Source organism: Streptomyces fagopyri (genome assembly GCF_009498275.1).
Lineage (GTDB): Bacteria > Actinomycetota > Actinomycetes > Streptomycetales > Streptomycetaceae > Streptomyces > Streptomyces fagopyri.
The window spans coordinates 6,544,050-6,557,305 of record NZ_CP045643.1; the positions used below are offsets into that span (position 1 = coordinate 6,544,050).

A 13,256-nucleotide genomic window follows, 5' to 3' on the forward strand; every position below is an offset into this window, starting at 1 on the left:
GAGCGGACCTGGGGGACACGGACATGAGGGACACTGGACGCCGCAGCACCAGCGATCCGTCCGTCTGTCAGGAGCCGTCCCTCATGTCCGCCTCGCCCTCGTCCGGCCCGACCCGGCGCCTCGCCCTCTACGCCCTCGCGGTCTGCGTCCTGTCCGTCGCCGCTGCCGTGGTCTCCTTCGTCCAGGGCAGCTGGCTGGGGGTCGTCTGGGTGCTGCTGGCCGGTCTGTCGTCCAACATGACCTGGTACTACGCGCGGCGCGGCCGGGTACGCGACCGCGCCGGGTCCGTCACCGGCTGACGGTGCAGAACTGGTCGGTGCTCTGCCAGAAGCGGTAGAGGTTCTGACCGCAGTAGCGCTGCAAATCGTCGATGCCCAGTCCGCCGAGGACGGAGTCGATCAGGTCGAAGAACACGGTGTTCACCGACGGGATCCACAGCACCGCGAACACGGCGAGCAGGCCGAAGGGCGCGAAGGGCTCCACCTGGCGGCGGACGCCGTACGACAGCCAGGGCTCGATCACGCCGTAGCCGTCCAGGCCCGGGACCGGCAGGAAGTTGAGGATCGCGGCCGTGACCTGGAGCAGCGCGAGGAACGCCAGCGCGTACTGGAAGGCGAGCGGCACGCCGTCCAGCGCGTGCAGCCAGAACGGCGCCGTGCACACCACCGCGAACAGCACGTTCGTCAGCGGTCCCGCCGCCGAGATCAGGCTGTGCTTCCAGCGGCCCTGGATGCGGCCCCGCTCGATGAAGACCGCGCCGCCCGGCAGACCGATCCCGCCCATGATCACGAAGATCACCGGCAGCACGATGCTCAGCAGCGCGTGCGTGTACTTCAGCGGGTTGAGCGTCAGATAGCCCTTCGCGCCGATCGAGATGTCGCCGCTGTGCAGGGCGGTGCGCGCGTGCGCGTACTCGTGCAGGCAGAGCGAGACGATCCAGGCGGCCGTCACGAACAGGAACACGGCCAGACCGGGCTGCTCGGCGAACCCGGTCCAGGTCGCCCACCCGGTCACCGCCATCACGGCCACGATCCCGACGAAGACGGGGCTGATCCTCCGGTCGCTGCGGCGGAACGCGGCGGTGGTCATGGGACTCCCTGGACTGGCTGGACTGGTACGCGTGTGCTGGGCCTGCCCGACCGTACCGGGCTCGGACGGAAAACGTCTCGCGACCGGTGTCGGTTCCGGAGAGGGTAGGGCCATGTCGGTACGGGGAGGGCGTCGCCCTGACCCCCGACCGGGCCGGAGACGGGACCCGGCCCGTGACCCTGCCCGGCCGGGACCGGTGTCCGGCCCCGGTTTCCGCGCCCAGGCCCTGTCGGGACGGACGCAGGTCCTCCCTCGGGCCTGCCCGGGTCCCGCCGGGACCGGACCCAGGTCCCCCCTCGGGCCGGACCCAGGATCCCGAGTCCGGGCCGGCTTGCCCCACCCGGCGTCCGTACCCGATGTCACCGGAGACAATGGACCCCGTGCGCTACCGCATCCTCGGAACCACTCAGGCACTTCGTACCGACGGCACGCCCGTCCCGGTCGGCGGGGCGCGCCTGCGTGCCCTGCTGACCGTGCTCGCGCTGCGGCCGGCCCGGACCGTGCCCGCCGCCGTCCTGGTCGACGAGGTGTGGGGCGACGACCCGCCCGCCGACGCGCCCGCGGCACTGCAGGCGCTGGTCGGAAGGCTGCGCCGGGCACTCGGCGCGGGCGCGGTGGACTCGGCGGACGGGGGCTACCGGCTCGTCGCGGGCGTCGACGACATCGACCTGCACCGTTTCGGGCGGCTCGCGGGGGAGGGCGCACGCGCGCTCGCCGACGGCGACCCGGCGAAGGCGGCCGTGATCCTCGACGACGCCCTCGCGCTGTGGCACGGGCCGGCCCTGGCCGACCTCCCGGACCGCGCCGCCGAGTCGGCCCGCTGGGAGACCCGGCACCTCGACGTGCGCCGCGCCCGTCTCGGCGCGGCCCTGGCCCTCGGCCACGCCGAACAGTCCCTGCCCGAGCTCACCGCCCTGTGCGACCTCCACCCCCTCGACGAACCCCTGCACGCCCTGCGGCTGCGCGCCCTGCGCGACGCGGGCCGCCCCGCCGAGGCCCTGGCCGCCTACGAGTCGGTACGCGCGCTGCTGGCCGACCGGCTGGGCTCCGATCCCGGCCCGGAACTCCGCGCGCTGCACGGCGAGCTGCTCCGACCGGCCGGCCCGGCACCGTCCGTACAGCGCCCGGCGCACGAGGGCGGCACCGAGATCCGTACCGCGCCCGCACACCACACCCCGGCGTCCGCACACCACACCCCGGCGGCCGGGCACACTCCCGCGTCCGCGTCCGCGTCGCACGGCCACGGGGCCCGGGGCGGCCCCGGTGTCCCCGCCGCGTCCGCGCCCCTCGGCAACCTCCGCGCCCGGCTCACCTCGTTCGTCGGGCGGGAGGCCGACATCGACACCATCCGGGGCGATCTCGCCTCGGCACGGCTGGTGACACTGCTCGGCCCCGGCGGCGCCGGGAAGACCCGGCTGTCGCAGGAGGCGGCGGAGGCCGTCGCGTCCGGGGCCCGCGACGGGGTGTGGCTGGCCGAGCTCGCGCCGGTCGACGACCCGCAGGCCGTGCCCGACGCCGTTCTCACCGCCGTCGGGGCCCGCGAGACGGTGCTGCGAGGCGCCGGCGCCGAGGAGATGCGGGCCGCCTCCGAGCGGCACGACGACCCCCTGCACCGGCTCGCCGAGTACTGCTCCAAGCGCAGCATGCTGCTCATCCTCGACAACTGCGAGCACGTCGTGGACGCCGCGGCGCAGCTGGCCGAGGAGCTTCTGGAGCGGTGCCCGGGGCTGACCGTACTGGCCACCAGCCGTGAACCCCTCGGCGTACCGGGGGAGTTGCTGCGGCCCGTGGAGCCGCTGCCGGAGCCGTTCGCGCTCAGGCTGTTCGCGGACCGCGGGGCCTCCGCCCGGCCGGGCTTCCGGATCGACGCCGACGCCGGGACCGCCGAGGCCGCGGCGGAGATCTGCCGCCGGCTGGACGGCCTGCCGCTCGCCATCGAACTCGCCGCGGCCCGGCTGCGGATGCTCACCCCCCGGCAGATCGCCGACCGGCTCGACGACCGGTTCCGGCTGCTGACCTCCGGCAGCCGTACGGTGCTGCCGCGCCAGCAGACCCTGCGCGCCGTCGTCGACTGGTCCTGGGACCTGCTCGACGGGGACGAGCGGGACGTCCTGCGGCGGCTGTCGGTGTTCGCGGGCGGCTGCGACCTGGCCGCCGCCGAGGCCGTCTGCGGCCCGGTGGCCCTGGAGGCGCTCGGCTCGCTCGTCGACAAGTCCCTGGTCGTCGCGGCGCCCGCCGGCGACGGCGCGATGCGCTACCGGCTCCTGGAGACCGTCGCCGAGTACGCCGGTGAACGGCTCGACGAGTCCGGGCGGCGCGCCGCCGCCGAGCGCGACCACCTCACGTACTACCGGGAGCTCGCCCGCACCACCGACCCGCAGTTGCGCGGCGCCGGCCAGCGCGCCGCGATCGAGCGGATGGAACGGGAGTCGGAGAACCTCAGGGCGGCCCTGCAGCGTGCCGTCGCCGTCGGCGACGAGCAGGAGGCGCTGTGCCTCGTCCTCTCGCTGGCCTGGTACTGGCAGATGCGCGACCTGCGGCTGATGGCCCGGCACTGGTCGAGTGAGGTCATGGCGCTCGGCCCGGACCCCTTCGCCGAGCCCCTGCGGCCGGTCCCCCCGCTGACCGAGAGCTGCACGGACGCCCCGCCGCCGATGCGCCCCGAGATCCTCGACGAGGCCCGTCGCGGCCTGCATCTCGTCCACCTCGCCTGTATGGACATGGACATGGGGGCCTGGGAGACCCCGGAGGCCCAGGAGAAGCTGCGCTCCATCAGCCGGGCCTACAGTCCGGGGCTGCCGCAGACCTGCCGCAGCCCGGGCAACCTCTGGTTCTACGCCGTGATCATGACGGGTGACATGGACCGGATGCGCTCCGTCATCGACGAGACCGTCCGCACCTGCCGCGAGCTCGGCGACGCGTGGGAGCTCGGCGTCGCGCTCCAGATGCGTGCCAACGTCCTCGCCAACCGGGCCACCTGGGCGGGCGACGCGGTGCGTGACGCGGAGGAGGCGCTGGAGATCTTCACCGGGATCGGAGACGCCTGGGGGGCCGCCGAGGCGCTCTCGGCGCGCGGCGAGGCCCACGAACGCCGGGGCGCTTACCGGCTCGCGGCCGACGACTACGCCGAGGCGATGACGTACGCCGAAGGACTCGGCGCGCACGCGCAGACGGCGGTGCTCAGCACCCGGCTCGGCGGCGTCCTCATCGAGTCGGGCGAGAGCGAGCGCGGCGAACGGATGCTGAGGGACGTGCTGGCCCGGGGCGAGGGCACGCTGAACGAGGCCATGCCCGCCTCGCGGCTCTTCCTGTCGATGTGGCTGGCCCGCAGCGACCGGGTCCCTGAGGCGCGGGAGCAGATGCGGCTGCTGCGCGCGGACTTCGAGGCCGTCACCTTCGTGGTCTTCGACGGCTTCGTGCTGGGCATCGAGGCCTGGCTGGACGCGCTGGAGGGGATGCACGAGGCCGCTCTGGTGAAGGTGCGCAGAGCGCTGGAACGGGCGGGCGATCCGCTGTCGCAGGTCATCGCGCCGCACATGACCTCCGCGCATCTGACCACCGCCGCCGTCGCCCTCACCGGCCTGGACGGCGGACGCAGGGTGCGTGACGCGGCCGTGCTGCTCGGCGTGGCGGACCGGCTGCTGCCGCCGGGGCATTTCGTCGGCCCGATGGAGGACGAGGTGCGGCTCCGGGCCGAGGCCGGTGTACGGGCGCTGCTGGACCACGCGGCGTACGAGACCGCGTACGCCGAGGGCGGCGCGCTCTCCCTGGAGGAGGCCGCCGCCCTCGTGTGACGCGAGCCGGGGTCCCGGTCCTGGACCGGGCGGACGTCAGGTCTTGGTACGGAACTTGTGGATCGCGATCGGTGCCATGGTCACGGTGAGTCCCGCCGTCCAGGCGAGGGTGACCCACAGGTCGTGCGTCACCGGGCCGCCCACCATGAGGCCGCGCGCGGTGTCCGCGAGCGCGGACAGCGGGTTGTAGTCGGTGAAGGCGCGCAGCCAGCCCGGCATGGTCCCGGTCGGCGAGAAGATCGACGAACCGAACTGCAGGGGCATCAGGACCAGGAAGCCCATCGCCTGCACGGACTGCGCGTTCTTCATCGTCACACCGAGGACCAGGAAGATCCACATCAGGGACGAGCCGAAGAGCACGGACAGTCCCACGGAGGCGAACAGTCCCGACCAGTTGGTGATGTCGAAGCCGACCAGTACGCCGACGACCAGCAGGATCGTGGTGGCGACGAGCATCCGCATCAGCTCCACCACGATCTTGGCGAAGAGCACGGAACCCTGGCCGATCGGCAGGGTGCGGAAGCGGTCCATCACACCGGTCTGGAAGTCCTGGTTGAAGCCGGTGCCGACGGCCGTCGCGATGTTCATGGCCGTCATCGCCATCAGGCCGGGCACCACGTACTGCACGTACGCGTCCTGGCCGCCGCCCAGCGACTGCCCGATGGAGCCGCCGAAGACGTACACGAACAGCAGGGTGAAGACGATCGGCATCAGGACGGCGTCGAACATCGACTCCGGGTCCTGGCGGATCCACAGCAGGTTGCGGCGGACGAGCGCGCCGATGTGGCGCGCGTGCGCCCGGGGTGAGATGCGCGGGTCGCCCTCGGTGGCGAGGGGGGCTTCGGCGACGGCGGTGGTCATGCGGAGACCTCCTCGTAGGCGCGGGTGGGGGCCGGGTCCTGCGGTGCGCTGGCCTTGTGGCCGGTGAGGGACAGGAAGACCTCGTCCAGACTGGGCAGTTCGGTGGAGATGGAGGCGATCGTGATGCCGCGGGCGCTGACCGCGCCGACCACGGCGGTGAGCTGTTCGTCGCTGAGGATGGGCACCACCACGGTGCCGGTCTCGATGTCCACGGCCGAGGAGGCGAGCCCGGTGAGGCCCAGCTCGTCGAAGAGGGCGGCCAGCGGACGCAGCTCCAGCGGGTCCAGCGGGCGGATGCGCAGCGTACGGCCGCCGACCCGCGCCTTGAGCTCGTCGATCCGGCCGTTCGCGATGACCTTGCCGCGGTCGATGACCGTGAGTTCGGAGGCCAGTTGCTCGGCCTCCTCCATGTACTGGGTGGTGAGCAGCACGGTGGCGCCGTCCGCCACCATCCGCTTGACCTCCTTCCACACCTCGTTGCGGGTGCGCGGGTCGAGCCCGGTGGTCGGCTCGTCCAGATAGAGGACGGACGGGGCGCCGATCATGGAGGCGGCGAGGTCGAGACGGCGGCGCATACCGCCGGAGTACGTCGACGCGGGGCGCTTGGCGGCGTCGGTGAGGGAGAAGCGCTCCAGGAGCTCGTCGGCGCGCCGGCGGGCCTCCTTGCGGGGCAGGTCGAGCAGCCGCCCGATCATGTAGAGGTTCTCCCAGCCGGGGAGCTTCTCGTCGACCGAGGCGTACTGGCCGGTGAGTCCTATCACGCGGCGGAGCTGGCGGGGCTGGCTGAGTACGTCGTAGCCGGCCACGGTCGCCCGGCCGGCGTCCGGGGTGACCAGGGTGGACAGGATGCGGACGAGGGTGGTCTTGCCGGCGCCGTTGGGACCGAGCACGCCGAGGACGGTGCCTTCGTGGACGTCCAGGTCCACGCCGTCCAGTGCCTTGGTCTCGCCGTAGTGCTTGACCAGTCCCCGCACGGTGACGGCGCTGCGGGCGCCGCTGCCGGGGTTCTTGTCGATTCGCGTCATGGCCACAAGATGTCAGTGCCCACCGACAAACCGCCTACAGGGTGCCTACAGCGTTCCGCGGTCACCGACAGGCCGCCGACAGCGGGTGCCGGCGGGCCCGCGCGCACCGCGGTCCGGGAACGGCGACAGCCCGCCGACGGGGGAAGTTCGGCGGGCTGTCTTCGTGCCGCGATGGCTCGGTGGGAGCGCGTGACGCTAGTGGACGGAGTGCTCGTCGAGGGGGAACGTCCCGCCGACGACGTCGTCGGCGAACGCGCGGGCGGCGTCGCCCATGACCGCGCGCAGATCGGCGTACTGCTTCACGAACTTCGGCACCTTGCCCCCGGTGAGGCCGAGCATGTCGGTCCACACCAGGACCTGCGCGTCGGTCTCCGGGCCCGCGCCGATGCCGACGGTCGGGATGTGCAGGGTGCGGGTCACCTCGGCGGCGAGTTCCGCCGGGACCAGCTCCAGGACGACGGCGAACGCGCCCGCGTCCTGGACCGCCTTGGCGTCACGCAGCAGCTGCTGGGCGGCTTCCTCGCCGCGGCCCTGGACGCGGTAGCCCATGGCGTTCACGGACTGCGGGGTCAGGCCGATGTGCGCCATGACGGGGATGCCGGACTCCACGAGCAGCTCGATCTGGCGGTGCGAGCGCTCGCCGCCCTCCAGCTTCACGGCGCCGACCCCGGCCTCCTTGACCAGCCGGGTGGCCGAGCGCAGGGCCTGGACCGGACCTTCCTGGTACGAGCCGAAGGGCAGGTCGCCGACGATCAGGGCGCGGCTGGTGCCACGGACGACCGCGGCGGACAGCATCGTCATCTCGTCGAGGGTGACGGGCACGGTCGTCTCGTACCCGAGGTGGCAGTTGCCGGCCGAGTCGCCGACGAGCATCACCGGGATGCCGGACTCGTCGAAGACGGACGCGGTCATCGCGTCGTAGGCGGTGAGCATGGGCCACTTCTCGCCGCGCTCCTTGGCCGCGGTGATGTCGCGGACCGTGATGCGGCGGGTGCTCTTGCCTCCGTACAGCGCCCTGCCGCTGTCGGTGGTGGCCCGCGCACCGTCCGCGGGCTGCTTCGGGGCAGCCGAGAGCTGCGTCATCGCAACGGCTCCTTCTGTCATCTCGAGGCGCCCTGACGGCGTCCCCGGATCCCCTCCATGGTGGCACCTCGTGCCATCGGGGGCCAGACCGGGTCGAGCGACACGCGTCTCATCCTCCGCCCCGGGTATCCGTCTTTCCGCTGATTCGTCCTCCGTGGACCGGTGTTCGCGGGCGGCTTTCCAGGGGTCGGGGTCCCCGGGCGGACTCGGGCCGGCCGCCGGTGGCCCGCCCGCCGGACGGTCCGTCGGTTCACCCGTCGGGGTGAACCGCGCACCCCGTCCGGCGGACCACGCCGGTCACTTCGTAAGGTCTCTGCAAAGGATTTACGATACGATACGGTTCCGTATCGAATTTCGTTAGGCTCCTGCCCATGACAACTCCCGCTGCCCCCGCCGAACGGCGTGTGCCCGAAGCGGTGCACCGGCGCCGCTGGGCCATTCTCGGCGTGCTCATGCTCAGCCTGTTGATCGTGGTCCTGGACAACTCGATCCTCAACGTCGCGATCAAGACGATCTCCACCCCGGCACCCACCGGACTCGGCGCCACGCAGAGCGAGCTGGAGTGGGCCATCAACGCCTACACGCTCGTCTTCGCCGGGCTGCTCTTCACCGCGGGCCTCCTCGGCGACCGGCTCGGCCGCAAGAAGGTCCTGCTCTCCGGCCTGGCCGTCTTCGGAGTGGGCTCGGCACTGGCGGCGGAGTCCGGCTCGCCCGTCCAGCTCATCGTCTTCCGTGCCGTCATGGGTTTCGGCGCCGCCTTCGTGATGCCCGCCACCCTCGCCGTCCTCATGAACGTCTTCGAGCGCGAGGAGCAGCCGAAGGCCATCGGCATCTGGGCCGGCGGCGTCGGCCTCGCCATCGCCATCGGCCCGATCACCGGCGGCGTGCTGCTCGCCCACTTCTGGTGGGGCTCGGTCTTCCTGATCAACGTGCCGATCGTGGTCCTCGCGCTCGGCCTGATGTTCTGGCTGGTCCCCGACTCCCGCGACCCGAACCCCGGCCGCGTCGACCTGGTCGGTGTCGTCCTGTCCGTCATCGGGCTCGTGCTGCTCGTCTACGGCATCATCAAGGGAGGCCAGCTGGCCTCCTTCACCGACGCGACGGTCCTCGCCACCATCGGGGCCGGAGTCGCCGTCCTCGTCGCCTTCGTCGTCTACGAGAAGCGCAGCGACCATCCCTCCATCGACGTCACCTACTTCAAGAACAAGGTCTTCTCGGCCGCCATCGCCGCCATCGCGCTGGTCTTCTTCGCGCTGATGGGCGTGACCTTCTTCTCCGTCTTCTACACCCAGAGCGTGCGCGGCTACTCACCGCTGAAGACCGGCGTGCTGATGCTGCCGCTCGCCGCCGCCCAGCTCATCTTCGCGCCGCGCGCCCGCCTCGTCGTCGACCGCATCGGCAACCGGGCCACCTGCACGGGGGGCCTGCTGCTGCTCGCCGCGATGCTCGGCGCGTTCGCGACGCTGAAGGCGGACACCCCGATCTGGCTCCTCGAGGTCATCTTCTTCCTGATGGGCACCGGTATGGCGCACATCATGACCCCGACGAGCGTCGTCATAATGCAGGCCCTGCCGCGCGAGAAGGCCGGCTCCGCCTCCGCCCTCAGCAACGTCTTCCGTCAGGTCGGCGGCGCCCTCGGCATCGCGGTCCTCGGTTCGGTCCTCTCCTCGGCCTACCGCAACGGCATCGAGGACAAGCTCTCGCTCCTGCCGCCCGGCCTGCGCCACACCGCGGGCGAGTCCATCGAGGCCACCCTCGGCGTCGCGGCCAAGCTCGGCCCCAGGGGCGACGCCCTCGTCACCCCGGCCAACGACGCGTTCCTGCACGCCATGCACGTGACCGCCCTGTGCGGCGCGGGGGTCGCGATCGTGGGCGCCGTCGTCGTGGCCGTGTTCCTGCCGGGCCGCCCGCCCGCCCCGCAAAAGGACGAGGACCGGACGGAGTTGGTGACCGCGGAGCACTGACGGAAGTACGCGGCGGGGGCACCACGTTGCGTCGGCACCTGGCGTCGGCACCGGGTGCCCCCACAGGCCTTACACGCCGTACACGCCGTACACGGGAAGAACCACCCAGGCACGACGAAGGAACGGAGCGACACGTGAGCCTCGCCGACAGCCGGGCCGGACACGAGGGTTCCCCCCGGGGACGACCCCGCAGCGAGGCCGTGGAACGCTCCATCATCGAGGGCGCGATCAAACTCCTGGAGGACGGCGTCCCGCTCGCGGACATCTCCATCGAACGTCTGGCCCGTACCGCCGGCGTCGGCAAGGCGACCATCTACCGCCGCTGGAGCGGCAAGGAGGAACTCTTCGTCGACGTCATGCGCGCCACCGAACCCCCGGACGCCGAACTCCCGGGCACCTCGATGCGCGACGATCTGATCGCCCTTCTGGAACCGCTGCGCCGGCGGGGTCTGGCCAGCCGCTCCTCCGCGCTCCTGCACAACGTCTACGCCCAGATCAAGACCAGCCCGAAGATCTGGGCGGCCTACCAGGCGACCGTCATCGAACCGCGGCGCCGGACCACCTTCGAGGTGCTGCGCCGAGGACAGCGCGACGGCGAACTCCGTGACGACGTGGACATAGAGGTCATCAACGACCTCTTTGTCGGACCCATGCTGGTGCGCGCCGTGATGCGTCCGGACGCCGAACTCCCCGAGGACCTCGCGGCGCAGATCGTCGACACGGTACTCGCGGGGCTCCGTCCGCCCGGACGTTAGTCCACCCGTTCGGCATTGGCTCATCCGGTCGAACGGGTGGGCCGAATGTGCGCGTTTCGTCACAGAGGCCGCGCTCCGCCCCCGATCCGGAACTCCGGACCCCGAGTTGTTCGTCCTCGTGCCCGTACGGCCGTCATGGGACGGCAGGAACGGCACCGTTCATCCCCTAGGGTCGTATCCGCGGGACTGACGGTGTGCACGGCAGGTTGTGAGGCGACGGTATGGCGCAGGCGTATGTGACGGAGACGGGCAACGGCGACTCGGGGTCCGAGCACCGAGGACCCCGGCTTCGGCGCCTGCTGGACAGATGGCGCGCCGACCGCGGCATCTGGCGCCGAGGCCTGATCCTCGCGGCGCTCGCGCTGCTCCTCGCGCTGGTGATGGTGCTGCACGCGCAGATCCCGAACCGGATCGGCAACCTCGGCAGCCTCACCGAGACGTTCCTGCCGTGGCTGGGCCTGTTCGTCCCGGTCCTGGTGGTCCTCGCGCTGGTACGGAAGTCCGCGAGCGCCCTGATCGCCGTGCTGGTGCCCTCGGTCGTCTGGCTGAACCTCTTCGGCGGACTGCTCGTCGACAGGACCGGCAGCGGTGGCGACCTCACCGTCGCCACGCACAACGTCAACGCGGAGAACCCCGACCCGTCCGGCACCGCACGCGACGTGGCCGCCTCCGGCGCCGACGTGGTGGCCCTGGAGGAACTGACGGCCACGGCGGTCCCGACGTACGAGAAGGCGCTGGCCGCCACGTACAGGTACCACTCGGTGCAGGGCACCGTCGGGTTGTGGAGCAAGTACCCGCTGACCAGGACGCGGCCCGTGGACATCAAGCTGGGCTGGACGCGGGCGATGCGGGCGACGGTGGCGACACCGGAGGGCAGCGTCGCCGTGTACGTCGCCCACCTGCCCTCGGTACGGGTGAAGATGGAGGCCGGGTTCACCGCCCGCCAGCGCGACCGCAGCGCCGACGCGCTGGGCGAGGCGATCGCCGACGAGCCGCTGAAGCGGGTCGTCCTGCTCGGCGACCTCAACGGCACGATGAACGACCGCGCGCTGAACGGCGTCACCTCGCAGATGCGCTCCACGCAGGGCGCGGCGGGCAGCGGCTTCGGGTTCAGCTGGCCGGCGTCGTTCCCGATGGCCCGGATCGACCAGATCATGGTCAAGGGTGTCGAGCCGGTCACCTCCTGGACGCTGCCCGGGACCACCAGTGACCATCTTCCGATCGCCGCCCGCGTGAAGGTCGCGGCAACCGGGTCTTAACCTCCTGGAATACTGGGCCTGCGAGAGTTTGTTCCATAGCTGAACTTACGAAGCCCGTGCACATCGGTGTGCACGGGCGCCTCCGTGCGTGCGGAACGGCCCCCGGCCTCGGGCGGCCCCGTCCCGTCCGCCCGCCCCGCCCGCCGTCCCGTCCCCCGGCACGCCCCGCACCGCCCCTCCGCTCCTCGAAAGGCCCCTTCATGCCCCTGGCCCTGCTCGCCCTCGCCGTGGGCGCCTTCGGCATCGGCACCACCGAGTTCGTGATGATGGGCCTGCTGCCCGACGTCGCGGACGACCTCCACATATCCATCCCCGCCGCGGGACACCTGGTCTCGGCGTACGCGCTCGGCGTGGTGATCGGCGCCCCGCTGCTGGCGGCGGCCACCGCCCGGATGCCCCGCCGCAAGGTCCTGATCGGCCTCATGGTCCTCTTCGTCGCGGGCAACGTGCTCTCGGCCCTCGCCCCCGACCAGCACTGGCTGCTCGCCGCCCGCTTCCTCAGCGGTCTGCCGCACGGCGCCTTCTTCGGTGTCGGCGCCGTCGTCGCCACCGGCCTCGTCGCGCCCGAGCGCAAGGCGCGGTCCGTCTCGCTGATGTTCCTCGGGCTGACCGTCGCGAACATCGCGGGCGTGCCGGTCGCCACGCTCATCGGCCAGCACTTCGGCTGGCGGGCCACCTTCCTCGGGGTCGGCGTGATCGGTCTGGCGGCCATCGCCTCGCTGGCGCTGCTCATCCCCCACGACCACACCCACGCCACCACCGGAGGCCTGCGCGGCGAACTCGCGGCCCTGCGGTCCCTCCCCGTCTGGCTGGCGTTGGGGACCACGGTCGCCGGTTTCGGCGCGCTGTTCTCCGCGTACAGCTACGTCACGCCGATGCTCACCGAGTCCGCCGGGTACACCGAGTCCAGCGTGACGCTGCTGCTCGCGCTGTTCGGGGTCGGCGCGACGGTGGGCAACCTGGTGGGCGGACGCCTGGCGGACCAGTCCCTGCGCGGCACGCTCTTCGGCGGTCTCACGTCCCTGGTCGCGGTGCTGGCGCTCTTCCCCCTCATGATGGCGGCGCAGTGGAGTGCCGCGCTCGCCGTCACCCTGCTCGGCACGGCCGCCTTCGTGACCGGTTCGCCGCTCCAGCTGATGGTGATGGAGAAGGCGTCCGCGGCCCCGTCGCTGGCCTCGTCCGCCAACCAGGCCGCGTTCAACCTCGCCAACGCGGGCGGCGCGTGGATCGGCGGGCTCGCCCTGGCGGCGGGCTTCGGCGCCACCTCCCCGGCGCTCGCCGGAGCCGCCCTCGCGGTGCTCGGCCTGGCCGTCGCCGGGACGGCGTACACGGTCGACCGGCGCCGCGTGACCGTCCGGGCGGTCACCCCCGGCCGTCTGGTCGCCGCTCACGTCCCCGACCGGCCGGAGGCACTGCGCCGCTGAAC

The 13,256-nt window shown here is 72.2% G+C and carries 10 protein-coding genes; 6 read left to right on the forward strand and 4 right to left on the reverse strand.

Features of this window, described 5'->3' with window-relative positions:
• The first annotated feature begins 83 nt into the window (after positions 1-83).
• Positions 84-299: a hypothetical protein gene (locus tag GFH48_RS28270; RefSeq protein WP_153290928.1), complete on the forward strand. Its 216-nt coding sequence runs from the start codon at positions 84-86 to the stop codon at positions 297-299.
• Here the strand turns inward: GFH48_RS28270 and GFH48_RS28275 are convergent.
• Positions 289-1,089, reverse strand: coding sequence for a site-2 protease family protein (locus GFH48_RS28275; protein ID WP_153290929.1), 801 nt, complete (start codon positions 1,087-1,089; stop codon positions 289-291). The genes GFH48_RS28270 and GFH48_RS28275 overlap by 11 nt on opposite strands.
• Before the next feature lie 371 nt (positions 1,090-1,460).
• Between GFH48_RS28275 and GFH48_RS28280 the strand changes: the two genes are divergently transcribed.
• The gene (locus GFH48_RS28280) at positions 1,461-4,883 is read left to right on the forward strand and encodes an AfsR/SARP family transcriptional regulator (RefSeq protein ID WP_153290930.1); all 3,423 of its coding nucleotides are present in this window, start codon (positions 1,461-1,463) and stop codon (positions 4,881-4,883) included.
• 36 nt (positions 4,884-4,919) lie between these two features.
• Here the strand turns inward: GFH48_RS28280 and GFH48_RS28285 are convergent, their stop codons facing one another.
• The 3 genes from GFH48_RS28285 to panB form a co-directional block, all read right to left on the reverse strand.
• On the reverse strand, positions 4,920-5,744 hold the full coding sequence (locus GFH48_RS28285; RefSeq protein ID WP_153290931.1) for an ABC transporter permease: 825 nt from the start codon (positions 5,742-5,744) through the stop codon (positions 4,920-4,922).
• Positions 5,741-6,769 (reverse strand): ATP-binding cassette domain-containing protein, encoded by a 1,029-nt coding sequence (locus tag GFH48_RS28290; protein WP_153290932.1) that lies wholly within the window; start codon positions 6,767-6,769, stop codon positions 5,741-5,743. Before GFH48_RS28290 ends, GFH48_RS28285 begins: the two co-directional genes overlap by 4 nt.
• A 195-nt stretch (positions 6,770-6,964) precedes the next feature.
• A complete protein-coding gene (gene panB / locus GFH48_RS28295) occupies positions 6,965-7,852 on the reverse strand; it encodes a 3-methyl-2-oxobutanoate hydroxymethyltransferase (RefSeq protein ID WP_153290933.1) in 888 nt (295 codons plus the stop codon).
• A gap of 371 nt (positions 7,853-8,223) precedes the next feature.
• Between panB and GFH48_RS28300 the strand changes: the two genes are divergently transcribed.
• The 4 genes from GFH48_RS28300 to GFH48_RS28315 all read left to right on the forward strand — a co-directional run bounded on the left by GFH48_RS28300 (position 8,224) and on the right by GFH48_RS28315 (position 13,254).
• Positions 8,224-9,816, forward strand: coding sequence for an MFS transporter (locus GFH48_RS28300; protein ID WP_153290934.1), 1,593 nt, complete (start codon positions 8,224-8,226; stop codon positions 9,814-9,816).
• Positions 9,817-9,950: 134 nt separating this feature from the next.
• On the forward strand, positions 9,951-10,571 hold the full coding sequence (locus GFH48_RS28305) for a TetR/AcrR family transcriptional regulator (protein ID WP_153290935.1): 621 nt from the start codon (positions 9,951-9,953) through the stop codon (positions 10,569-10,571).
• Positions 10,572-10,792: 221 nt separating this feature from the next.
• On the forward strand, positions 10,793-11,830 hold the full coding sequence (locus tag GFH48_RS28310; protein ID WP_153290936.1) for an endonuclease/exonuclease/phosphatase family protein: 1,038 nt from the start codon (positions 10,793-10,795) through the stop codon (positions 11,828-11,830).
• A gap of 200 nt (positions 11,831-12,030) precedes the next feature.
• Complete coding sequence (locus GFH48_RS28315; protein ID WP_153290937.1) at positions 12,031-13,254, forward strand: MFS transporter; 1,224 nt, start codon at positions 12,031-12,033, stop codon at positions 13,252-13,254.
• Positions 13,255-13,256: the final 2 nt, after the last annotated feature.